We start from the raw sequence: 21167 nt of genomic DNA on the forward strand, positions 1-21167 counted from the left end.
GCGGGCAGTCACGTCGTAATGGTTGGCGCGCCTTGGCCGAGCGTCTCCGCAAACAGCATCGTCAGCCGCCTCCCGTGGCGTTCGGCGCCGGCTGCATCGAAGGCACTATGGTCCGGCATGCACCAGCCATGCGCCATGCCGGCATAGTTCTCTATGACATGATCGACCTCGGCGGCGCGCAGTGTTTCGGCCAGCCGCGCCGATTGCTCCGGCGGAAAGCTGCGGTCCACACCGGCAGTGCCGATATAGACCCTTGCCTTGAGCGAGGCGGCCTTCCGGTGCGGACTGTCGGCTGCGTCACCAGCCAGATTGCCGCCGTGAAAACTGGCCGCGGCGGCGATGCGGTCGGGATAGCTGGCCGCCGCGTTCAGTGCCCGCGCTCCGCCCATGCAGTAGCCGACAATGCCTACCGGCCCGGCCAGGCCTTGCGCAGCAAGTGCATCGAGGAACGCGCCGCTGTCGCGGATCGTCATCTCCTGGGTCGTGCCGCCCAGGAGACCTGTGATGGCGGCCTTGCTCCTCTCGTCGCCGAACGCAGTCTTGGGGTCGAACGGACCGTAGGGCGCATTGCGGTAAAAGAGGTCCGGCACAAGCACCGCATAGCCCTCGCCAGTAAGCCGCTCCGCCATCTGATCAAGCGCCGGTCGCGGACCGAAAACGTCCATGTAGAGGATGATCGCCGCTTTGGCCGGGGCCGCCGAACGGAACAGCCGAGCCTTGGCAATGCCGTCGCTTGTCTTGATCTGCATCGCTTGCGTGGTCATCATCCGCTCCGTCGATCTGACGTGCGATAGATACCCGCGGCGACCGTCGCGGCAAGCTGTAATGAGGCGATCTGCTTCAAGATTTCGTGCGGCATTCGGCGATCCTACAGACGCGCGAATGCTGCCATGTGAAAGGCCTGAACCTCGGCCCGATAGCGATAATCGGCACCGTAAGGACAGGCGTTGCGATCGAGGCAGCCGCCGGTCCGGCAAGGCGCGCCGTTCTGCCCGCGCACATGGGCGAGACAGGTTTCATGTGCAAACCCATCCGCAGAATAAGCCTCGACCGGACAGGATTTCAGGCAAGGTTTTTCCAAACATGTATCGCAAAGGTGAATCACGTCGCGGGGTTCTTGGAGCGCGATTTCGTCTTCGAACAGCAGCGCGCCGCGATAGGCATGCCAGAGCCCATATTGCGGATGCATGAGAATGCCGAGCGGCGACGGCTTCAGCCCCTCTGCACGCATCGCCCATTGCTGGAACGGCAGATAAGGCCTGTCGGACGGCGACGCCGCGCGTGCCCCGAATCTTTCGGCCACGGCGCCGATCACTTCGCGCGACCATCTGTCGAGCGGATCGGCGATCGGCTGTGACTGTTTCTCCAGCCAGCGCAGGAAGTGCGGCCAAGGTGCGGCACCCGCCTGCCCCACCAGAAGCACGGATCTGGCGGCAGCGCCGGAGAGACCGGAAGGTGCTTGCTCCCCGTCCGTAAAATTGAAGCCGCCGCGAAGGATCAGGCCGTCACGCGCCAGCGCTGCCGCGATGCTTTCGATCAGGCCGCGCTCGAGAATCATCCCTTCTTGTCCGGGTCGGAGAAGGCACTCCGCCAGACTTCCTTGTGGATGATGTTGGCGACTTTAGCCCCGCCTGACTCGGGCTCCTTTCAGGTGAAGGCGTCGGCCATCGACGCCTTCTTCTTTGCGATGAACTCCTTCAGCCCGTCGTCGATGCCCTGATCGAGATGCGGCGCCTCGTAGCTTTCCAGCCAGCGGCGGGCGAGCTCGTTGGCGCGCTGCGGCGCGGTTTTTTCGCCTTCGGCCACCCACTGCTCGTAGGAATTGTTGTCGGCGATATTGGAGCGGTAGAACGCTGTCTGGAAATTGGCCTGGGTGTGATCGCAGCCGAGATAGTGGCTGCCCGGGCCGACCTGGCGGATGGCGTCCATCGCCTGGCCGTTTTCCGACAGGTCGACACCCTCGGAGAACTTCTGCGTCATGCCGAGCTGGTCGATATCCATCATGAACTTTTCGTAGCAGGAGGCGAGACCGCCCTCGAGCCAGCCGGCCGAATGCAGCACGAAATTGGTGCCGGCGAGGATCGTCGAGTTCAACGTATTGGCGCTCTCGTAGGCCGCCTGCGCGTCGGGGATTTTTGAAGCACAGAGCGAACCGCCGGTGCGGAACGGCAGTCCGAGCCTGCGGGCAAGCTGTGCGGCGCCATACGAGACCAGCGACGGCTCCGGCGTTCCGAAGGTCGGCGCGCCCGACTGCATCGAGATCGACGAGGCGAAGGTGCCGAACAGCACCGGCGCACCCGGTCGGATCAGCTGTGTGAACGACGCCCCGGCCAGAACCTCGGCCAAAACCTGGGTCAGCGTGCCGGCGACCGTCACCGGGCTCATCGCACCGGCAAGGATGAACGGCGTGACGATGCAGGCCTGGTTATGGCGCGAATAAACCTTCAGCGCCCCCAGCATGGTCTCGTCGAAGACCATCGGCGAGTTGGCGTTGATCAGGCTGGTCAGCACCGTGTTGTTCTCGACGAAATCGTCACCAAACACGATCTTGGCCATCGCCACCGTATCTTCGGCGCGCTCGGGCGCGGTCACCGAGCCCATGAACGGCTTGTCCGAATATTTGATATGGCTATAGACCATGTCGAGATGGCGCTTGTTGACCGGCACGTCGACCGGCTCGCAAACCGTGCCGCCGGAATGGTGGATCGACGGCGCCATATAGGCGAGTTTCACGAAATTCCGGAAATCCTCGATCGTCGCATAGCGCCTGACGCCGTCGAGATCGCGCACGAAGGGCGGTCCATAGACCGGCGCGAACACTGTCGCGTTGCCGCCGATCTGCACCGAGCGCTCGCCATTGCGGGCGTGTTGGGTATAGACGGACGGAGCGGTCTTCAACAGCGAGCGGCAGAGGCCCTTGGGGAAATGCACGCGCTCGCCCTTGACGTCGGCGCCCGCATCTTTCCACAGCTGCAGCGCCTCGGCGTCGTCGCGGAAGATGATGCCGATCTCTTCGAGCACCGTGTCGGTGTTCTTTTCGATCAGCGCCAGCCCTTCCTCGTCCAGCACTTCATAGACGTTGATCTTGCGCTTGATATAGGTGAGCTGTGTGCCGGGGCCGCCGCCCGAACGCGCAGCCCGTCGGGCTGCGGCGCCACCGCTGGCAGCGCGCCCGCGCCGTGCGTTTGACGCTTCCTGGTCGACCGGCGCGTTCTCACTCATAATCGTTCTTCCCTGGCTTTCGTTCTGGCCTGATTTACTCCGGCCGGGCTCTTGTACCGGCCTGAAATCCGTTTGCGGCCGCATATTGCGGTCTCTGGCCGGATCGTAGCCATGCACCCTATTCGAAACGGCCCGCCAGCGCCAACGCCTGTCGCAAAATCGACAAGAATTCCAAGAGATTTACGGTCGCTTTCGTTTTGCGGGAAGTCGCAAATCAGCTATGGACAACCGGCCCGTGCGGGTTAGGTATTGACGCGATATTTTTAAGCTGCCGCGATAGTTGTAGCCGGCAAGGAGCCTGAGAAAAAATGGCCGACGACGAGATCATCCTTTCGGAACTCTCCGACGACGAATTGGTGCAGCAGATGCACGACGATCTTTATGACGGGTTGAAGGAAGAAATCGAGGAAGGCACCAATATCCTTCTCGAGCGCGGCTGGGCGCCTTACAAGGTGCTGACGGAGGCTCTGGTCGAAGGCATGCGCATCGTCGGCGAGGATTTCCGCGACGGCATCCTGTTCGTTCCCGAAGTGCTGCTGTCGGCCAACGCGATGAAGGCCGGCATGTTCATCCTGCGTCCGCTGCTTGTCGCGACCGGCGCGCCGAAGCAGGGCAAGATGGTGATCGGCACCGTCAAGGGCGACATCCATGACATCGGCAAGAACCTGGTCGGCATGATGATGGAAGGCGCCGGCTTCGATGTGATCGACCTCGGCATCAACAATGCGGTCGAAAAATATCTCGATGCCATCGAAAAGCACCAGCCCGACATCATCGGCATGTCGGCGCTGCTGACGACGACCATGCCTTACATGAAAGTCGTCATCGATACGATGAAGGAAAAGGGCATTCGCGACGACTATGTCGTGCTGGTCGGCGGCGCACCGCTCAACGAGGAATTCGGCAAAGCCGTCGGCGCCGACGCCTATTGCCGCGACGCCGCGGTGGCGGTCGAGACCGCCAAGGACTTCATGAAGCGCAAGCACAACGTCCGCGCTTCGGCTTGAGCCAACAAATTCGGCACCGACGAGAAAAGCCGCGCCTTGTAGTGCGGCTTTTTTATTCCCAAATGTTTGAAATCGTGCAGATCAAGGTTTCTTGACTGTATCGTCAACCGCCTTCGCAGTGGATTTGAGATCCTTGCCGACGCCGCGCACCGTGTTGGCGCAGGCCGAAACAGCCAAGGCGCAGGCGAGAATAGCAATTGGCGCGACGCGGAACAATTTCATGAATGGTGTCTCCCTCAGCATATAAATTCGCTGGACAGCAACGAAGATCGATTAGACTGGTTCCATGACTACCGCGCGAAAACAACGATCAGATCAAGGCGACAGGCTGCTCGTCATCGCCTGCGGGATGATTGCGCGTGAAATTCTGGCGGTCAAGGAACAGCTCGGGCTCGACCATCTCGACCTGACCTGCCTGCCGGCGGAGTTCCATTTCTATCCGGACCGCATCGCGCCGGCCATGGACAAGGCAATCGCCAAGGCCAGGGCGGACGGCTACACACACATCTTCGTCGGCTATGCCGATTGCGGCACGGGTGGCTTGCTCGATCGGGTCTGCGAGAAGCATGGCGTCGAGCGCATGGCCGGGCCGCATTGCTTTGCCTTCTACCAGGGCATGGATGCCTATGCGAAGGTCGCCGATGACGACATGATGTCGTTCTACATGACCGACTTCCTCTGCCGGCAATTCGATGCCTTCTTCATGAAGCCGCTCGGCCTCGACAAGCACCCGGAGCTGATCAAGGACTATTTCGGAAACTACGAGAAGCTGATCTATATCGCTCAGACCAACGACCCGGAACTCGACAAGGTCGCCGAAAAGGCGGCGAAAATGCTCGGCCTCGCCTATGAGCGCCGCTCGACCGGCTACGGCGACCTGACGAAGGAACTGGCTGGGGCCTCAGCCCTGGCCTGACACTTTAGGCACCGTTTTCTTCAGCTTCGAGCCCAGCGAGCACATCGGCAAAGCTCGTCTTGCAGACGAAATCCAGCCGGTCCCTCGCCCGCGACGCATCATAGACGCGGTCGATCGACGAAAACATCGTCCAGCCTTTCTTCAAGTAGAGTGCCGGATAATCCGGAAAATAGCGCGCGACGACCGACGTTGCGTCGGCGATCAATGCCCGGCAATCATCGGGCTGAAACGGCGTCGGTGCTGAGATGATGAAGGTGTCGAAGCCCAATTGCGGCGCTTTCTCCAGAGCGGCGATGTGGGCGTCGGCCGCATCCTCTACCGTCAGCCGGCGAAATAAAAGCTCGTTGGCCTTGGTGTTGGCATCCGACTGTTCGATCACATGAGCCATGTCGTCCGCCTCGGGAAAGAACCGGGCGGTGCGCAACACGATCACCGGCAGGCCGAACAGCAAATGATAGAGCCGGCAGAGGTGTTCGGCTGAAAGCTTGGTGACGCCGTAGATGTTGCGCGGTTCAGGCGACATGTCTTCCGTCAGCCATGCCGCCTTGCGTACCCCGCCGGTGAAGCCGGTGCGGATGGTTTGGGAAATCATCAGCGATGTCGTCGACGTGAAGATGAAGCGCTGAACGCCAAAAGTTGCTGCCGCATCGAGCAGGTTGAGCGTGCCGCGCACATTCGTCTCGACGAAATCCTCGTTGCGATGACGTTCGATGTCAGGCTTGTGCAGCGCGCCGCTATGGATGATGGCCTCGATGCGGTTCTCCTCGACCGTCCGCATGACCAGGTCGCGATCGGCGACTGAGCCGAGGATTGGCGTTTCCGAAGACGGAACGAGATCGAGGCCGGTGACGTGATGGTCGAGGGCCCGCAGACGCGGTGCCAAGGCGCTGCCCAGCCAACCCGACGATCCCGTCAGCAAGATCCGCATTCTTTCCACCTCGTTTCTGCTGTCGATGCTCAGGCACGGATGACAGAGCGCGGCGAAACATTAAGGTATGCGCCAGACAAGAAAACAGGCTGCTCCAGCCGTCAAAAGGGAAACGCCACCGATGATCGTTCGCCTCATCACTGCCGCAGCAGTTGTCTTCTGCTTTGCCCTGCCCGCGCTCGCCGATGGCGAGGTGCAGAAGCTGATAACCGCTGCCGACGAGGCGCGGCTCGACAAATATGGCGAGACGCGCAAGGCAGCGCTTGACGAGGCGAAGGCCGGCGATCCCGCCGAAGTCAAGCAGCTCGACGCCTTGCTGGCAAAGCCGCTGGTTTCCTTCTCCGACCAGGACCTGACCGGCAATTGGCAATGCCGCACCATCAAGGCCGGCGGATTGAGCCCGCTCGTCATCTATAGCTGGTTCAAATGCAAGGTGAGCGATGACGGTTCCGGCTGGAGACTGGAAAAGATCACCGGCTCGCAGCGCACCAAGGGCCGCTTCTTCGACGATGGCGAGAAACGCGCGATCTATCTCGGTTCCTTCTACGTCAACGACGATCCGGCAAAACCCTACGGCAGCGGCCGGGAAAGCGATCAGGTTGGCTATGCCTTCCGCAACAGCGCCGGCGAATGGCGCATCGAGTTCCCGGCGCCCTATTACGAATCGAAGCTCGATATCCTCGAATTCAAGCGCTGAGCCCTCCGATCACCAAGGGTTAACCCGGTCAGCCTAGCATTCGCGCGCAAAGAACAGGTCTTTGTGGGGTCGCGAAGTATGGCACGGTCGAAACCAAACCAACGGCCGATCGTCGTCGTCACCGAAGGCGGCCCGCATATCTGGGCGATCGTCAACGCCGTCGCCGATCAACTCGGCCCGGTCAGCGTCATCCTCGAAGCTCCTGAATCCAAAAAGCAATTGCTTCTCGGGCGGGCGCGGCGGCAAGGCTGGGCCTCGGCCATCGGTCAATTCGCCACGATGGTGCTGACGCGCCTCGGCAAGCGCTTCTTCGCCGGCCACGCAGCACGGCTCGCCGCCGGGCAGAAGCTACAAACCGAACCGAAGCCTGGGCAAAAGATCATCCATGTCCCGTCGGCCAACGCGCCGGAATGCCTGCAGGCGATCGCGGAAATCCAGCCGGGTGTGGTGCTGCTCGCCGGCTGCCGCTTGCTGTCGCGGCAGACGCTGGCGAAAATCCCTTGCCCGGTCCTCAACTACCATGCCGGCATCGCCCCGAAATATCGTGGCATGAACGGCGGTTACTGGGCGCTGGCTTCAGGCGATGCGGAAAACTTCGGCACCACCGTGCATCTCGTCGACGACGGCGTCGACACTGGCAGCGTGCTGCGGCAGGCGCGTGGCAAGCCACAGCCGGGCGACACGATTTCAAGCTACGCGTTGCGGCAGGCGGCGTTCTCGCGCGACATCTGCGTCGAAGCGGTCCGGGATGCGCTGGCCGGCAAGCTCGGCACGGTGGATCCCGGCCTGCCTTCGAAACAATGGTATCATCCGACGGTCTGGTTCTATCTCTGGACCGGGATAAGAAACGGCGTCTGGTGACGCGCCGATTTACCGGACAGCCACCCGCCGCTAACATCGAACAATGAGCGACATAGATCACCGCACCATCATCGCCGGCCTTTCGGTCGAGGACCGTCGCGACCTCACCGCCCGGCTCAACGGGCCAGGCATTGTCCGGCTGGCCGTCCATGGCGGGATGGTTATCCTGCTGGGCGCGCTGATCGCCGCCCGCATCCCGTTCTGGCCGCTTCTCGTCTTGCCGCAGGGAATCCTGATCGTCTTCTTCTTCACGCCGTTGCACGAGACCATCCATGAAACGGCGTTCAGGACGGCGTGGCTCAATCGCGCTGTTGCCGCCGTGGCCGGCTTCCTGATCCTGCTGCCGCCGGCATGGTTCCGCTATTTCCATTTCGCCCATCACCGCCATACGCACGACCCGGAAAACGACCCCGAACTGATGGCGCCGAAGCCGGAGACCGTCAGCCAATATCTGCGCTATCTGTCCGGCGGCCCCTATTGGATCGCCATGGGCCGCGTGGTCGCAACCAATGCGGCTGGCCGCAACCGCGACGGCTTTGTGCCGGAAAAAGGTCGCGGCAAGGTGGTTGCGGAAGCGCGGCTGTTCCTGATCGGCTATGCGGTGTTGCTGGCGGCATCGCTCGCCGCGCAGTCGGCGCTGCTGTTGTGTGTCTGGATCGTGCCGGTGCTGGTCGGACAGCCGTTCTTACGGGCCTATCTGCTTGCCGAGCACGCGTTGTGTCCGCATGTCGCCAACATGCTCGAGAACACCCGCACCACCTTCACCACAAGGCTGGTGCGCTTCGTCGCTTGGAACATGCCGTACCATTCGGAGCACCATTCCTATCCGGCCGTTCCCTTCCACCGCCTGCCGCGCTTCCATGAGATCGTCGCGGGGCATCTACGCACGACCGAACGAGGTTACTTGCGCTTCCACGGGAAGCTGGTCGGCAGCTTCGATGGCCGCGCCGGCTAACCAGTGCTGGAAGAAACTCCGCTTTCAGCCGCGGCCGTCGATTGCGTCGCTTTTGAAGGCCCCCGCGTCGTCCCATAACAAGCAGCCCAACAGCGCTTCCGGCAATGCTCGAAACCACTGCATCGGCCCAAAACATCGGAATCGATCTTCGGAGGGCACGATGCAGCTGAGTTAGGTGGTAGAGCATCGTTTATGCGTTCGATTGGACGCGCGGCGTTCTACAGGAGCAGGAATTCATGGCCGATCTTATCGTCGTCTACTGGCGCGACATCCCCGCCCAGGTCATCGTCAAGAAGGGCCGGCAGAACGCCAAGCGCGAACTGCCATTGCGCTTCACCGAGGCGATCGACATGTGCGCCATGCGCACCGGCGCCGGCGGCACCGACGACTATCTTGCCGAATGGCGCAAGGCAGAGCCCATCCCGGTCGGTGACGATCTTGAAGCCGAGGCCGAGAAAGCCCTTCAGGAACTTGATGCGAAATACGACCGTGAGCGGCTGGTCGCTCTGGTCAAGGCGGGCGGCAAAGAAAATGTCTGATCCCCAATCAATGCCGGTGACGACGGCTCAAGCCGGCGTGACCCAGGCGACCATCGTCAAGAACGCGGCGCCGAAATCCGACTACAAGCCGGCCGACGTGTCGCCGCAGCGGCGCGTGCAGCGCTCGTTTGCGGTGCGGCTTTGGTCGGTGCGGCATTCGCGGCTGCTCGAATGGTTCTACGCCAGGTTTGCCGACATGTTCCTGACTCTCCACCCGCTATGGAAGGGCATCGGCTACAGCCGTGTCGAAGGGCCGGTGAAATTCGTCGAGAAGCGCGTCAAGGGATTCATGTTCGACTGCCGCATGTGCGGCCAGTGCATCCTATCCTCGACCGGCATGTCGTGCCCGATGAACTGCCCCAAGCAATTGCGCAACGGCCCTTGCGGCGGTGTCCGCGCCAACGGCAATTGCGAGGTCGAGCCAGACATGCCTTGCGTCTGGGTCAAGGCCTGGGAAGGCTCGCGGAACATGGTGCATGGCGACAAGATTTTGGACGTGCAGAAGCCGGTGGATCAGTCCTTGCGCGAAACTTCCGCCTGGCTGCGGGTGACCGCGCAGGCCGCGGCCGCCCGCAATGCGGCCCAGAACACTACCAACACCGGAGCGTCGGCATGATCGGCCGCCAGCCAGACGAGAATCCGGCCGGCATCCATTTGCCGCTCGATCCCCTGCCCGGCCACACCTCCCGCGGCCGGCTTGAGCGGGTTCTGCGACGCGGCGAGTTCGCAGTGACGACCGAGCTCAATCCGCCCGACAGCGCCGATCCGGAAGACGTCTACAACCGCGCCAGGATTTTCGACGGCTGGGTCGACGCCATCAATGCCGTCGACGCTTCCGGCGCCAACTGCCACATGTCGTCGGTCGGCATCTGCGCGCTGCTGACCCGCATGGGCTATGCCCCGATCATGCAGATCGCCTGCCGCGACCGGAACCGCATCGCCATCCAGGGCGACGTGCTTGGGGGTGCTGCGATGGGTGTCGCCAACATGCTGTGCCTGACCGGCGACGGCGTGCAGGCCGGCGACCAGCCCGGCGCCAAACCGGTGTTCGATCTCGACTGCATGTCGCTGCTCGAAACCTGCCGCATCATGCGCGACAACGGCAAATTCCTGTCCGGCCGCAAACTCACGACGCCGCCGCAGCTTTTCCTTGGCGCGGCCATCAACCCGTTCGCGCCGCCGATCGATTTCCGGCCCTATCGGCTGGGCAAGAAGATCGCCGCCGGCGCGCAGTTCGTGCAGAGCCAGTACTGCTTCGACGTACCGATGTTCCGCACCTACATGCAGAAGGTCCGCGATCTCGGCTATACCGAAAAATGTTTCATCCTGTGCGGCGTCGGGCCGCTGGCCTCGGCCAAGACGGCCAAATGGATCCGCTCCAACGTGCCGGGCATTCACATTCCCGATCAGATCGTCAAGCGCCTGGAAGGCGCTCTGGATCAGAAGAAGGAAGGCAAGCAGCTCTGCATCGACATCATCAATGAGGTGAAGGAAATTCCCGGTGTGTCCGGTGTCCATGTGATGGCCTACCGCCAGGAAGAGTATGTCGCCGAGATCGTCGACGAATCCGGCGTGCTGAAGGGCCGCCGGCCGTGGAAGCGCGAAATCCGCCGCGACGACCAGCTCGTTGCCGACCGGCTCGACCACATACTGCATGACGACCTCACCGAAACCCAGGTCGACATGGTCAAGACCGCGCATTGACGGCGCGAATCGTCAGCATTCGCTTGATCAGAAACAGATAACGATATAAAGAACTCTTTATATCACGGTGGAGAGATTTCATGACCCGGACCATCGTCGCCTCGGCGACACGAGAAATCATCATCGGCTTCGATCAGCCCTTCTGCGTGATCGGTGAGCGCATCAACCCGACCGGCCGTAAGAAACTGGCCGCCGAAATGATCGCCGGCAATTTTGAGACCGTCATCAAGGATGCGCTGGAGCAGGCCGCCTGTGGGGCGACCATGCTCGACGTCAATGCCGGCGTCACCGCAGTCGATCCCAACGCCACCGAGCCGGCGCTGCTGGTGCAGACGCTGGAGATCGTGCAAGGCCTGGTCGACCTGCCGTTGTCGATCGACTCCTCGGTGACTGCGGCAATCGAAGCGGCGCTGAAGGTTGCCAAGGGCCGGCCACTGGTCAATTCTGTCACCGGCGAGGAGGAAAAGCTCGAAGCTATCCTGCCGCTGATCAAGAAATACAACGTTCCGGTCGTCGCCATTTCCAACGACGAGACCGGTATTTCGATGGACCCCGATGTGCGCTTTGCCGTCGCCAAGAAGATCGTTCAGCGCTGCGCCGATTTCGGTATTCCGGCGCATGACGTGGTCGTCGACCCGCTGGTCATGCCGATCGGCGCGCTGGGCGATGCCGGCCGCCAGGTATTTGCCCTGCTACGCCGGCTGCGCGAGGAACTCAAGGTCAACACCACCTGCGGCCTCTCCAACATCTCGTTCGGCCTGCCGCACCGTCACGGCATCAACGCCGCCTTCATCCCGATGGTGATCGGCGCCGGCATGACCTCGGCGATCATGAACCCGGTGCGGCCGCAGGAAATGGAAGCGGTGCGCGGCGCCAACGTGCTGAACGGCACCGACGAGAACTGCACCAACTGGATCAGGACCTACAAGGACTACAAGCCTGCTGAAGGCGGCCAGGCCGTTGCCGCCCGGACGCAGGTCAACGCGCCGGGCGATGGCAATGGCAATGGCGGACGCAGGCGCGGCGGCCGCGAAGCGCGGATGGCCCGGGGTTGAGACATGGCTTGGCCGACACGATATGGGCCTAGGGCTGGGGAGGAACCGAAACACAGCGGCATCGCTGCCGTGGCCAAGACCCGAGCAGCGTAGAAAGTAAAGTCTGGAACGTATGAACTCTCCCGTCAACATCACCGATCCGCTCGTGCTGTTCATGCCGTCGGGCAAGCGCGGGCGGTTTCCGGTCGGCACACCGGTGCTGGATGCCGCGCGCCAGCTCGGTGTCTATGTCGAGAGCGTGTGCGGCGGGCGTGCCACTTGCGGGCGTTGCCAGATCGAGGTGCAGGAAGGCAATTTCGCCAAGCACAAGATTGTCTCTTCCAACGACCACATCTCGCCCAAGGGCGCCAAGGAAGAGCGCTACGAGCGCGTGCGTGGGCTGCCCGAACGGCGCCGCCTGTCCTGCTCGGCGCAGATCCTCGGCGATCTCGTCGTCGACGTCCCGCAGGACACCGTCATCAACGCGCAGACCATCCGCAAGGATGCCGACACCAGGGTCATCGCCCGCGATGCAGCAATCCGCATGTGCTATGTCGAGATCGAAGAACCCGACATGCACAAGCCGCTCGGCGACCTCGACCGCCTGAAGATCGCGCTGATGAAGGACTGGGGCCTCAAGAGCCTGGATTTCGATTTCCATCTGTTGCCGCAGGTGCAAGGCATTTTGCGCAAAGGCAACTGGACCGCGACCGCCGCCATCCACAAGGACACCGACAGCGAGACCGCGCGGGTCATCGCTTTGTGGCCCGGCCTCAAGAACGAGGCGTACGGGCTTGCCTGCGATATCGGCTCGACCACCATCGCCATGCATCTGGTGTCGTTGCTGTCGGGCCGCGTCGCCGCCTCGTCGGGCACATCCAATCCACAGATCCGCTTCGGCGAGGATCTGATGAGCCGTGTCTCATACGTAATGATGAACCCGGACGGCCGCGAAGGCATGACGGTCGCCGTGCGCGAGGCCATTTCGGGGCTTGTGGACAAGGTCTGCACCGAAGGCAACGTCCAGCGCAACGACATCCTGGATTCCGTCTTCGTCGGCAATCCTATCATGCACCATCTGTTCCTCGGCATCGATCCGACCGAGCTCGGCGGCGCTCCCTTCGCGCTAGCCGTCTCGGGCGCCGTGCACATCAAGGCATCGGATATCGGCTTGAAGCTCAACCAGGGCGCCAGGCTTTACATGCTGCCTTGCATTGCCGGCCATGTTGGCGCCGATGCGGCCGCGGTGACGCTGTCGGAAGGCCCGCACCGCCAGGACGAGATGATGCTGATCGTCGATGTCGGCACCAATGCCGAGATCGTGCTCGGCAATCGCCAGCGGGTCGTGGCGGCCTCCTCGCCAACCGGCCCAGCCTTCGAGGGTGCGGAAATCTCCGGTGGCCAGCGTGCCGCACCGGGTGCCATCGAGCGCGTCCGCATCGATCCCGAAACGCTGGAGCCGAAATACCGCGTGATCGGCTCGGAACTCTGGTCCGACGAGCCGGGCTTCCTCGACAGCGTGCAGGCGACCGGCGTCACCGGCATTTGCGGCTCCGGCATCATCGAGGTGGTCGCCGAGATGTACCTCGCCGGCATCATCTCCGAGGACGGCGTCGTCGACGGGTCGCTGAGCGCCCGCTCACCGCGCGTTATAGCCAACGGCCGAACCTTCTCCTATGTGCTGAAGGAAGGCGGGCCCAAAATCACCATCACCCAGACCGACGTGCGCGCTATCCAGCTTGCCAAGGCGGCCCTTTATGCCGGCACCAAGCTTTTGATGGAAAAGCAGCACACCGATCATGTCGACCGCATCCACTTCGCCGGCGCCTTCGGCTCGTTCATCGATCCGAAATACGCAATGGTGCTGGGCCTGATCCCGGATTGCGACCTCGACAAGGTCTCGGCCGTTGGCAATGCGGCCGGCGCCGGCGCCCGCATGGCGCTCTTGAACCGTGGCTATCGCCGCGAGATCGAGGAAACCGTTAGCAAGATCGAGAAGATCGAGACGGCGCTGGAGCCGAAATTCCAGGAACATTTCGTTTATGCCATGGCGCTCCCGAACAAGATCGACCCGTTCCCCAAGCTATCGGCGGCGGTGAAACTGCCGCCGCGCAAGACGGTGAGCGAAGACGGCGTTGCCGGCGATGCTGCCCCGCGGCGGCGTTCGCGCGAAGGCCACGCCGCGCGGCGCGGCCGGGGATGACTCGCCTCCGCTAGACCGTCAGACCTTACATTTTCATTTGTATGCAAATGTTTCCAAATCGCGCCGATCTGGAAACGAAAATGCGTTTTCGTGAAATCCGCCAGATACATAGGCGGAGCATCTAACCGGCATCGAACGGCAGGCAGAAACAGTTTTCGGCCACCGCAACGCTCCAAGGAGATCAAGATGTCGATGTTCGAAAGCCTCGGCCGCTATGGTGCGGCCTTCAAGAAAACACGCGAAGCCCGCAAGTCGCTGCGCATCCTGAACAGCTTGCCGCCTGAGATCCAGAAGGACATTGGCTGGCCGGTGTCGCCGCTTTCGGTCGGATGGGGCATGCAGCGCGGATGATTCATCGACAAATGCAAGCTGCTCGGTATTCGCCGGGGCCGCAATGCGGCTCCGGCTGCACCCAGCAATTGGCTCAGCGCCGCGCTGCTGCCGCGGCGCTGAGCTGCCCAGGTCGGCGAAAATCAAACGATTGCATAAATCTTGACTTTTTTGGTGGCGACACAATCTTCGAAATAGTCGGGGGTTCTCTTAGTCGGCTCAGCCGAAGTCCGTGTATCTGCATGCCCAGTCTCAAAAGCCACGTCGTGTCGTTCGTCCTCAGGTACAGTCGCAAGAAGGCGTTTTCCAGCCCGGAGAACCTGCAGCGCTGGATCGCCTATGCGCGCAAGACGGAAAACCATCAGCCGCCTGCGTCGCTGCGGTCACGCCTGGAAATCACAACCCGCACGATCAACGGCTTTCCCGTCTACGAGATCGCGCCCCAGGCTGGTGAGCGGAGGCGGATTCTCTACCTGCACGGCGGCGCTTACGTCTTTGAAATCACACCCTATCATTGGCGGCTGATCGCCGACATGGCCGACCGGCTCGGGTTCGGTATCACCGTGCCTATCTATCCCATTGCTCCCGAACACGATTTTCACGCCATGTTCGGCATGGTCGGCGCCGTCTACCGCCAGATGTTCGGCGAAACCAGGGCGAATGACATCATCTTCATGGGCGATTCCGCCGGCGGAAACATGGCCGTCGTGCTGACCATGATGGCTGCGCAAGACGGCCTGCCCTTGCCATCACGCCACGTGCTGATTTCGCCCGGCCTCGACGTGTCACTTGCAAATCCAGAAATGTATGAGGCTGAACGCAACGATCCGTGGCTGGGCATTGCCGGCGGCCGCGAGGCGATCCGGCTTTACAGCGCCGGCATAGATCCCACCGACTGGCGCATCAGCCCGGTTTACGGCGACTTGTCGGTGCTGCCCAAAACGCTGCTGCTGACTGGTTCACGCGATCTGCTCACCCCCGACAATCTGATCTTCGCGGAAAAGGCGCGCGCGGCCGGCGTCGAAATTGAGGTCGTCCACGAACAAGGCATGTTCCATGTCTGGCCGTTGATCGATATGCCGGAGGCGCGGCGCGCGCGGGACAGCATCGTGGCGTTCTTGACCAACGAAACCGACAGCTATCATGCCAAGGCAGGCGAGCTCGCGCTGCAAAAGAAAGATCGGGACGGAACCCCTCGCGATCTGGTTGCGCCGCTCAGGTCGTAGTTTGGGTCAGAACTTCCCGGTTTCCCTGAACATCTCAAACGTCGCGCGGATGTGGTCGGCGACTGCCTTCACCGGAGCGCTGGCGTCCGGCGTCACCACCATGGCGAGATTGTAGGTGCCGATGTCAGGCATGCCGTCCTTCGGGCAGAGCTCGACCATGTCGCTGCCGAGGAACGATTTCGGCAGCGGCGCGACCGCAAGATCCGCCATGATCGCGGCGCGCTGGCCGGCCGTGTGTGCGCTCATATAGGCGATACGGTAGTTGCGGCCCTCGCGGCCAAGCGCCTCCAATGCCCCTGCCCGCCAGGCACAGCCCTCTTCCCACAATGAGACCGGCAGCGGCTCACGCAGATGCGCGCAACCGCCCTTGGCACCGGCCCAGACGATCGGCTCTGTGAGCAGCACTTCGGCGCCAATCGCGCTGGTCTTGTAGGAGTTGGTTAGCAGCGTGATGTCGAGCGCCCGGTCGTCCATGCGCCGGCGCAAATTGACGCTCTGGTCGATGGTGACGTCGACCGCGATTGATGGATGCGATTGTGCGAACCGCTTCAGCACATGCGGCAGCACACGTTCGCCGTAATCGTCCGGCGAGCCGAGCCGCACCACCCCGACAATGTCTGGAATGATGAACTTCGACACCACCTCGCGATTGATCGACAGCAGCCGGCGCGCATAGCCAAGCAGCATCTCGCCATCGGTGGTCAGCGTCACCGAACGGGCGTCGCGCGCGAACACCGAGCGGCCGAGAATGTCCTCCAGCTTCTTGATCTGCATGGAGACGGCCGACGGCGTGCGGAAGACCGCATTGGCCGCGGTGGTGAAACTGCCGGTCTCGGCGATTGCAACGAAAGTGCGCAGAACGTCGAGATCGAGCAGCGGGAGCGGATGATTGAGTGGGGCGTTCATGGGAAGCAACCTTCAATTTTTCTGATGCAAACCATCATTCCATTTCGTTTGATTGAACATCAGTTTGGGAGGATAGTCAACTCCATCGAAGGCAGGACGCATTGGAAGTGGTCCCGAAACAATCATGACACGGACCTGCAATCGACACGAAATGAAGCTGAAACAAACCCGGTGTACCGCCTGACGCTGCAAGCGCCGGGACAACCCGCCCCAACGCGAAGGAGAATGAGATGTCTATCCTGTCATCCATCGGTCGGATCGCGACCGAGTTCAGCGAGGCCCGTGCCCGCTACCAGACGGAACGCGCCATCCGCGCGCTGCCGATTGAACTGCAGAAGGATATCGGCTGGCCCGAAGCTGCCGATGCCAAGGCCGGCACTCGCCATGGTGTGGGATCCTGGGCTGGAGCAAAGTAAACCGTGTGTATCAACAGCTGAAGGCCTGCCGCGCAGATCAGCCCGGCAGGCCTTTTTGTTTGTATTCAAATGATTTTTCCGAGCCATGTCGCCGTCGCATGCCGCATATGAGCCAAGCGCATAGCAGCCCGCACAGGCAATCAACACATTGTAAATAATCGAAAATCCTGAGCAGAATGCCCAAATTTGTCGCATTCCGTGTCGCTTTTCATATCAAGTGCTTCGCTTTTGCGATTTAGTTTCCCCTCACCTAAGCCTATATCATCATCAACAAACGAGCTGCCCCACTCCATCAAGCGAAGGCGACCCGTCTGAGCAATCGAATGGAGATGATCATGAAGCTTTTTGCCCGCCTTTTTGCCCGCCGCGAAATGAACCTGACGACCGCGCTCGAGCGCCAGCGCCTGGCCAACACCATGCCTGGCCAGACCGGTGCCATGGCTGCCGCGCGCCTCGGCTTTGTCGCCTGAGACAGCGATCCTGACGGAAGCAGCCTAGCACTGCTTCGAAGTCGATCCAGCGCCGCCTCGGTTTTGCCGAGGCGGCGTTTTCGTGTGCGCAGACTGCGTCGGCTCGTTTGGTCAATCCGGCGGCACATCGTGTCCTTCGCCGCATAGCGATTGCCCATTTGCGACCGATGTCGCAAATAAAGTCTTTCCGTTGCCATCTAGCCAATTGACAGGAAACGTTTTTCCTGATGTCGCTATGCTGATCGCGACATCCTGTTCGCGCCATTGCAGCGTGAGGATCTACCCGTGAACGTCGTAAAGCACCCGATCCGGCGATCGTTCGTATTCTTCCTGGTCCCCGATTTCACCATGATCGCCTTCGCGACGGCGCTCGATCCGTTGCGTTCGGCCAACCGCATGCTCGGCTATGAAGCCTATCGCTGGCGGCTCGCCAGCATCGACGGCAAGCCGGTTCGGGCCTCGAACGGCGTCGAATGCGCCGTCAACACCTCGCTGGAGGAAGAGCGCAAGAAAATGTCCGGACCGGACCGGCCGAACATGGCCATCGTCTGCAGCGGCATCAATGTCGAGCGCTATCAGAACAAATCGGCCTTTGCCTGGCTGCGCGAGGAGTACAATCGCGGCGTTGCCGTCGGCGGCCTGTGCACCGGCGCGCATATCCTGGCCGCCGCCGGCCTGCTGTCCAACAAGCGCTGCGCCATCCATTGGGAGAACCTGCCGGGCTTTTCCGAGGCGTTCCCCAAGGCCAATGTCTTCGCCGATCTCTTCGAGATCGACCAGAACATCTACACCTGCGCCGGCGGCACCGCCGCGCTCGACATGATGCTGAAGCTGATCGGCGACGATTTCGACGAAAGCCTCGTCAACCGCGTCTGCGAGCAGGTGCTGACCGATCGCGTGCGCAGCCCGACCGACCGCCAGCGCCTGCCGCTGCGCGCCCGCCTTGGCGTACAGAATTCCAAGGTGCTGACCATTATCGAGCTGATGGAGGCCAATCTCTCCGAGCCGCTCTCGCTGATCGAGATCGCCGACCATGTCGACCTGTCGCGCCGGCAGATCGAGCGCCTGTTCCGCACCGAGATGGGGCGCTCCCCTGCCCGTTACTATCTGGAGATCCGCCTCGACCGCGCTCGGCACCTGCTGATCCAGTCGTCGTTGCCGGTGGTCGAAGTGGCGGTCGCCTGCGGCTTTGTTTCCGCCTCGCATTTCTCCAAATGCTATCGCGAACTCTATGCCCGCTCGCCGCAACAAGAACGCGTCGACCGCAAACAGCTTCTGGCGGCTTGATCCGGCACGTTTCGCGGGCGCAGCCGAAAATTGTCATGACATTGTCTGGCGAAATGTGGTATCCTTCCATCGAGAGGTACCAATGACGACCAGAACCATCAGATCGGAAAAACTGGACTTGCGCCTTAGCCCCCAGGCAAAGCGTACACTCGCAAGCGCCGCCGCGACTGAACGCCGTTCGCTCAGCGATTTCGTGCTTGAAAGCGCGCTTGCGCGAGCCGAAGAAACATTAGCCGACCGGCGCAGCTTCCATCTCGACGCCGAAAAATGGGTCGCGTTCATGGCAGCGCTCGACGCGCCAACGCGTGATCTCCCCCGCCTCAAGCGCCTATTGAATGAACCAAGCATCTTTTCCCGTCGCGATCCGGCGTGAGCGAATTCCAGATCGAGAAACTGGCCCGCAAGCATGTGGTGGATATGTTCGACTGCGGTGAAGAACCGCTCAATCGCTTTCTCGTCCGCTATGCATTCCAAAACCAGCAAGCCAATGCTTCGCAAACCTACATTGGTCTCTCTGGCGAAGACGTGATCGGCTTTTATACCCTGGTCGTTGGTGAAGTCGCATATGAGGGTGCGCCCGAGCGATTGACGAAAGGTCTCGCACGCCATCCGGTGCCTGTAATGCTGCTGGCGCGTCTTGCGGTCAGTCTGGACTGGCAAGGCAAAGGCGTCGGCGGCGGACTGTTGCGCGATGCCGTCCTGCGCAGTTTGCAGGCGGCCGATATTGCAGGTATCCGCGCGGTCGTCGTCCACGCCAAGAACGACGGCGCCCGCACGTTTTACGAGCGCTACGGATTCGCGCAATCGCCGACAGACCCGCTGCATCTTTACGTGCTTATCAAGGACTTACGAAGTCTCTGAGCCGTTCAGGCGCCTTGCTGACCCGACCATATCTGCGCCGTGCGCATCGCCTCGACGCGGATGTCTTCCGTCAACCGCGCCTTCAGTGCCGAAAACTCCGGGCTGGTCTTCAGCGTGTAGTGGCGCGGATGCGGCAGGTCGACGGCAACGTCCGATTTGATGCGGCCGGGCCGCGCCGTCATCATCACGACGCGCGACGCCATGAAGATAGCCTCCTCGATGTCGTGGGTGACGAATAGCACCGTCTTTTGCCGGCGCTCCCAGATGCCGAGGAGCAGTTCCTGCATCAGCCCGCGGGTCTGGTTGTCGAGTGCGCCGAATGGCTCGTCGAGCAGCAGGATCTCCGGATCGTTGGCCAGTGCTCTGGCGATCGCGGTGCGCTGCTGCATGCCGCCTGAAAGTTGCTTCGGCCAATGGTTCTCGAAGCCCTTCAGCCCGACGAGATCGACATAGGACGCGACGATGTCGCTGCGCTCGCGCTCTGCCATGCCCCGTTCGCGCAGGCCGAAGGCGATGTTCTCGGCGACCGTCAGCCACGGAAACAGCGTATAGGACTGGAAAACCATGCCGCGGTCTGGACCCGGCCGGTCCACCACCCTGCCGTCGAGCAGAACACGTCCCCCACTCGGCGCTTCGAGGCCGGCGACGATCCGGAGCAGCGTCGACTTTCCACAGCCGGATGGCCCCAGGATGGTGATGAAGTCGTTGGCGGCAACCGCCAGATCGATCGGCATCAGCGCCTTGACCGGCTGCCCGCCGCCGACACCGGCGAAGGTGCGCGAGACGCCTTCGATGAGAAGCTTGCTCACGCCAGGCTCCACGGAAACAGCCAGCGGTTGAGCGCCCTGAAGGCGAAATCGGACAGCAGCCCGATCAGGCCGATGACGATGATGCCGAAGATGATCTGCCCCGTCGCCAGCCGCGATTGGCTGTTGATGATCATATAGCCGATGCCCGACGACGAGCCGATCAGTTCGGCGACGATGACGTAAGTCCAGGCCCAGCCGAGCACCAGCCGCAGCGTCTCTGCAATCTCCGGCGCATTCGCCGGCATGATCACGCGCCGTACGATGCCGTTGTCGGACGAGCCAAGCGTGTAGGCCGCCTCGACCAGGTCGCGCCGTGTGCCGCCGACCTTGACCGCGATGATCAGGATGATCTGGAACACCGAGCCGACGAAGATCACCAGCAGTTTTTCGAGCTCGCCAACGCCCGCCCACAGGATGAGCAGCGGGATGAAGGCCGATGCCGGCAGATAGCGGGCGAAGGAGACGAACGGCTCCAGGAACGCCTCCACCGGCTTCCAGGCGCCCATCACGATGCCGAGCGGCACGGCAACGATGGCCGCCATCAGAAACCCGCCGAAGACCCGCCAGATGGTGATGAGGATGTCGAGCCAGAAGCGGTCCTCGACCAGCAGCCGCCAGCCGTCTCTCACCATCGACAGCGGATCGGCAAGGAAAATGCGATTGACGTGGCCGCCAAGCGTGATCCACGCCCAGAACGCCACGAACAGCACGAAGAACGAGATGCCGAGCACGGTTCGAATGCCCGGCGAGACCGGATGCAAGGGGCGCGGCATCTTCGACCGTCCTCTGAACTGAA

25 protein-coding genes are annotated in these 21167 nt (G+C 61.9%); 17 read left to right on the plus strand and 8 right to left on the minus strand.

Going from position 1 to position 21167, the window contains the following annotated elements:
* Window positions 1–8: 8 nt before the first annotated feature.
* From AC0L2Y_RS13375 to AC0L2Y_RS13385, 3 genes are all read right to left on the minus strand, one after another.
* Window positions 9–764, minus strand: a complete 756-nt coding sequence (locus tag AC0L2Y_RS13375; RefSeq protein WP_473556741.1) for a dienelactone hydrolase family protein — start codon at window positions 762–764, stop codon at window positions 9–11.
* Between the two features lie 104 nt (window positions 765–868).
* Window positions 869–1558: a hypothetical protein gene (locus tag AC0L2Y_RS13380; protein ID WP_473556743.1), complete on the minus strand. Its 690-nt coding sequence runs from the start codon at window positions 1556–1558 to the stop codon at window positions 869–871.
* A gap of 89 nt (window positions 1559–1647) precedes the next feature.
* Complete coding sequence (locus AC0L2Y_RS13385; protein ID WP_473556745.1) at window positions 1648–3222, minus strand: trimethylamine methyltransferase family protein; 1575 nt, start codon at window positions 3220–3222, stop codon at window positions 1648–1650.
* Between the two features lie 308 nt (window positions 3223–3530).
* Here AC0L2Y_RS13385 and AC0L2Y_RS13390 point away from each other — a divergent pair, with 308 nt between their 5' ends.
* A complete protein-coding gene (locus AC0L2Y_RS13390) occupies window positions 3531–4229 on the plus strand; it encodes a corrinoid protein (RefSeq protein WP_023676506.1) in 699 nt (232 codons plus the stop codon).
* Window positions 4230–4310: 81 nt separating this feature from the next.
* Here the strand turns inward: AC0L2Y_RS13390 and AC0L2Y_RS13395 are convergent, their stop codons facing one another.
* Window positions 4311–4451, minus strand: a complete 141-nt coding sequence (locus AC0L2Y_RS13395; protein ID WP_292654758.1) for an EncA/B family entericidin — start codon at window positions 4449–4451, stop codon at window positions 4311–4313.
* A 64-nt stretch (window positions 4452–4515) separates the two neighbouring features.
* Between AC0L2Y_RS13395 and AC0L2Y_RS13400 the strand changes: the two genes are divergently transcribed.
* Window positions 4516–5145, plus strand: coding sequence for a DUF1638 domain-containing protein (locus AC0L2Y_RS13400; protein ID WP_473556748.1), 630 nt, complete (start codon window positions 4516–4518; stop codon window positions 5143–5145).
* 4 nt (window positions 5146–5149) lie between these two features.
* On the opposite strand, the gene AC0L2Y_RS13405 is transcribed toward AC0L2Y_RS13400, so the two are convergent.
* Window positions 5150–6073 carry an NAD-dependent epimerase/dehydratase family protein gene (locus AC0L2Y_RS13405; protein ID WP_473556750.1) on the minus strand — a complete coding sequence of 308 codons (924 nt, stop codon included), beginning with the start codon at window positions 6071–6073 and terminating at the stop codon, window positions 5150–5152.
* Window positions 6074–6194: 121 nt separating this feature from the next.
* On the opposite strand from AC0L2Y_RS13405, the gene AC0L2Y_RS13410 reads away from it, so the two are divergent.
* From AC0L2Y_RS13410 to AC0L2Y_RS13455, 10 genes are all read left to right on the plus strand, one after another.
* Window positions 6195–6770, plus strand: coding sequence for a DUF4893 domain-containing protein (locus tag AC0L2Y_RS13410; protein WP_473556752.1), 576 nt, complete (start codon window positions 6195–6197; stop codon window positions 6768–6770).
* A 78-nt stretch (window positions 6771–6848) separates the two neighbouring features.
* Entirely contained in the window at window positions 6849–7631 is a 783-nt protein-coding gene (locus tag AC0L2Y_RS13415) for a formyl transferase (RefSeq protein WP_473556754.1), read from the plus strand.
* Between the two features lie 43 nt (window positions 7632–7674).
* Window positions 7675–8586 carry a fatty acid desaturase gene (locus AC0L2Y_RS13420; RefSeq protein WP_473556756.1) on the plus strand — a complete coding sequence of 304 codons (912 nt, stop codon included), beginning with the start codon at window positions 7675–7677 and terminating at the stop codon, window positions 8584–8586.
* Between the two features lie 236 nt (window positions 8587–8822).
* Entirely contained in the window at window positions 8823–9125 is a 303-nt protein-coding gene (locus tag AC0L2Y_RS13425; RefSeq protein WP_352490721.1) for a virulence factor, read from the plus strand.
* Entirely contained in the window at window positions 9118–9741 is a 624-nt protein-coding gene (locus tag AC0L2Y_RS13430) for a methylenetetrahydrofolate reductase C-terminal domain-containing protein (protein WP_352490722.1), read from the plus strand. The genes AC0L2Y_RS13425 and AC0L2Y_RS13430 overlap by 8 nt, the downstream gene beginning before the upstream one ends.
* On the plus strand, window positions 9738–10829 hold the full coding sequence (locus AC0L2Y_RS13435) for a methylenetetrahydrofolate reductase (RefSeq protein WP_352490723.1): 1092 nt from the start codon (window positions 9738–9740) through the stop codon (window positions 10827–10829). The genes AC0L2Y_RS13430 and AC0L2Y_RS13435 overlap by 4 nt, the downstream gene beginning before the upstream one ends.
* 80 nt (window positions 10830–10909) lie before the next feature.
* A complete protein-coding gene (locus AC0L2Y_RS13440; protein WP_023676516.1) occupies window positions 10910–11884 on the plus strand; it encodes a methyltetrahydrofolate cobalamin methyltransferase in 975 nt (324 codons plus the stop codon).
* A gap of 112 nt (window positions 11885–11996) precedes the next feature.
* Window positions 11997–14066, plus strand: coding sequence for an ASKHA domain-containing protein (locus AC0L2Y_RS13445; RefSeq protein WP_473556760.1), 2070 nt, complete (start codon window positions 11997–11999; stop codon window positions 14064–14066).
* A 186-nt stretch (window positions 14067–14252) separates the two neighbouring features.
* A complete protein-coding gene (locus AC0L2Y_RS13450; protein ID WP_352865282.1) occupies window positions 14253–14417 on the plus strand; it encodes a hypothetical protein in 165 nt (54 codons plus the stop codon).
* Between the two features lie 221 nt (window positions 14418–14638).
* The gene (locus tag AC0L2Y_RS13455; protein ID WP_473556762.1) at window positions 14639–15622 is read left to right on the plus strand and encodes an alpha/beta hydrolase; all 984 of its coding nucleotides are present in this window, start codon (window positions 14639–14641) and stop codon (window positions 15620–15622) included.
* A 6-nt stretch (window positions 15623–15628) separates the two neighbouring features.
* Here the strand turns inward: AC0L2Y_RS13455 and AC0L2Y_RS13460 are convergent, their stop codons facing one another.
* Window positions 15629–16528 carry a LysR substrate-binding domain-containing protein gene (locus AC0L2Y_RS13460; RefSeq protein WP_023676521.1) on the minus strand — a complete coding sequence of 300 codons (900 nt, stop codon included), beginning with the start codon at window positions 16526–16528 and terminating at the stop codon, window positions 15629–15631.
* 230 nt (window positions 16529–16758) lie between these two features.
* Here AC0L2Y_RS13460 and AC0L2Y_RS13465 point away from each other — a divergent pair, with 230 nt between their 5' ends.
* The 5 genes from AC0L2Y_RS13465 (at window position 16759) to AC0L2Y_RS13485 (ending at window position 19562) form a co-directional block, all read left to right on the plus strand.
* Complete coding sequence (locus tag AC0L2Y_RS13465) at window positions 16759–16944, plus strand: hypothetical protein (RefSeq protein ID WP_352452109.1); 186 nt, start codon at window positions 16759–16761, stop codon at window positions 16942–16944.
* Between the two features lie 335 nt (window positions 16945–17279).
* Window positions 17280–17414 (plus strand): hypothetical protein, encoded by a 135-nt coding sequence (locus AC0L2Y_RS13470; protein WP_013894968.1) that lies wholly within the window; start codon window positions 17280–17282, stop codon window positions 17412–17414.
* A 348-nt stretch (window positions 17415–17762) separates the two neighbouring features.
* Window positions 17763–18701, plus strand: coding sequence for a GlxA family transcriptional regulator (locus AC0L2Y_RS13475; RefSeq protein ID WP_302895626.1), 939 nt, complete (start codon window positions 17763–17765; stop codon window positions 18699–18701).
* Entirely contained in the window at window positions 18646–19074 is a 429-nt protein-coding gene (locus AC0L2Y_RS13480) for a type II toxin-antitoxin system TacA family antitoxin (protein WP_352490727.1), read from the plus strand. The genes AC0L2Y_RS13475 and AC0L2Y_RS13480 overlap by 56 nt, the downstream gene beginning before the upstream one ends.
* Window positions 19071–19562 (plus strand): GNAT family N-acetyltransferase, encoded by a 492-nt coding sequence (locus AC0L2Y_RS13485; protein ID WP_473556765.1) that lies wholly within the window; start codon window positions 19071–19073, stop codon window positions 19560–19562. The genes AC0L2Y_RS13480 and AC0L2Y_RS13485 overlap by 4 nt, the downstream gene beginning before the upstream one ends.
* 5 nt (window positions 19563–19567) lie before the next feature.
* Here AC0L2Y_RS13485 and AC0L2Y_RS13490 read toward each other — a convergent pair whose 3' ends face one another.
* Entirely contained in the window at window positions 19568–20371 is an 804-nt protein-coding gene (locus tag AC0L2Y_RS13490; protein WP_473556767.1) for an ABC transporter ATP-binding protein, read from the minus strand.
* A complete protein-coding gene (locus tag AC0L2Y_RS13495) occupies window positions 20368–21144 on the minus strand; it encodes an ABC transporter permease (RefSeq protein ID WP_473556769.1) in 777 nt (258 codons plus the stop codon). Before AC0L2Y_RS13495 ends, AC0L2Y_RS13490 begins: the two co-directional genes overlap by 4 nt.
* Window positions 21145–21167 lie beyond the last annotated feature (23 nt).

Source organism: Mesorhizobium sp. WSM4830, assembly GCF_055811495.1.

Bases quoted from the DNA above. Each gene is read 5' to 3' on its own strand.
- AC0L2Y_RS13475 (WP_302895626.1), top strand. From the start codon at position 17,763: ATGATCGCCTTCGCGACGGCGCTCGATCCGTTGCGTTCGGCCAACCGC.
- AC0L2Y_RS13460 (WP_023676521.1), bottom strand. From the start codon at position 16,528: ATGAACGCCCCACTCAATCATCCGCTCCCGCTGCTCGATCTCGACGTT.
- AC0L2Y_RS13455 (WP_473556762.1), top strand. From the start codon at position 14,639: ATGCCCAGTCTCAAAAGCCACGTCGTGTCGTTCGTCCTCAGGTACAGT.
- AC0L2Y_RS13480 (WP_352490727.1), top strand. From the start codon at position 18,646: ATGCCCGCTCGCCGCAACAAGAACGCGTCGACCGCAAACAGCTTCTGG.
- AC0L2Y_RS13380 (WP_473556743.1), bottom strand. From the start codon at position 1,558: ATGATTCTCGAGCGCGGCCTGATCGAAAGCATCGCGGCAGCGCTGGCG.
- AC0L2Y_RS13445 (WP_473556760.1), top strand. From the start codon at position 11,997: ATGAACTCTCCCGTCAACATCACCGATCCGCTCGTGCTGTTCATGCCG.
- AC0L2Y_RS13470 (WP_013894968.1), top strand. From the start codon at position 17,280: ATGAAGCTTTTTGCCCGCCTTTTTGCCCGCCGCGAAATGAACCTGACG.
- AC0L2Y_RS13375 (WP_473556741.1), bottom strand. From the start codon at position 764: ATGACCACGCAAGCGATGCAGATCAAGACAAGCGACGGCATTGCCAAG.
- AC0L2Y_RS13465 (WP_352452109.1), top strand. From the start codon at position 16,759: ATGTCTATCCTGTCATCCATCGGTCGGATCGCGACCGAGTTCAGCGAG.
- AC0L2Y_RS13395 (WP_292654758.1), bottom strand. From the start codon at position 4,451: ATGAAATTGTTCCGCGTCGCGCCAATTGCTATTCTCGCCTGCGCCTTG.
- AC0L2Y_RS13430 (WP_352490722.1), top strand. From the start codon at position 9,118: ATGTCTGATCCCCAATCAATGCCGGTGACGACGGCTCAAGCCGGCGTG.
- AC0L2Y_RS13405 (WP_473556750.1), bottom strand. From the start codon at position 6,073: ATGCGGATCTTGCTGACGGGATCGTCGGGTTGGCTGGGCAGCGCCTTG.
- AC0L2Y_RS13415 (WP_473556754.1), top strand. From the start codon at position 6,849: ATGGCACGGTCGAAACCAAACCAACGGCCGATCGTCGTCGTCACCGAA.
- AC0L2Y_RS13425 (WP_352490721.1), top strand. From the start codon at position 8,823: ATGGCCGATCTTATCGTCGTCTACTGGCGCGACATCCCCGCCCAGGTC.
- AC0L2Y_RS13435 (WP_352490723.1), top strand. From the start codon at position 9,738: ATGATCGGCCGCCAGCCAGACGAGAATCCGGCCGGCATCCATTTGCCG.
- AC0L2Y_RS13385 (WP_473556745.1), bottom strand. From the start codon at position 3,222: ATGAGTGAGAACGCGCCGGTCGACCAGGAAGCGTCAAACGCACGGCGC.
- AC0L2Y_RS13440 (WP_023676516.1), top strand. From the start codon at position 10,910: ATGACCCGGACCATCGTCGCCTCGGCGACACGAGAAATCATCATCGGC.
- AC0L2Y_RS13495 (WP_473556769.1), bottom strand. From the start codon at position 21,144: ATGCCGCGCCCCTTGCATCCGGTCTCGCCGGGCATTCGAACCGTGCTC.
- AC0L2Y_RS13410 (WP_473556752.1), top strand. From the start codon at position 6,195: ATGATCGTTCGCCTCATCACTGCCGCAGCAGTTGTCTTCTGCTTTGCC.
- AC0L2Y_RS13420 (WP_473556756.1), top strand. From the start codon at position 7,675: ATGAGCGACATAGATCACCGCACCATCATCGCCGGCCTTTCGGTCGAG.
- AC0L2Y_RS13450 (WP_352865282.1), top strand. From the start codon at position 14,253: ATGTCGATGTTCGAAAGCCTCGGCCGCTATGGTGCGGCCTTCAAGAAA.
- AC0L2Y_RS13390 (WP_023676506.1), top strand. From the start codon at position 3,531: ATGGCCGACGACGAGATCATCCTTTCGGAACTCTCCGACGACGAATTG.
- AC0L2Y_RS13400 (WP_473556748.1), top strand. From the start codon at position 4,516: ATGACTACCGCGCGAAAACAACGATCAGATCAAGGCGACAGGCTGCTC.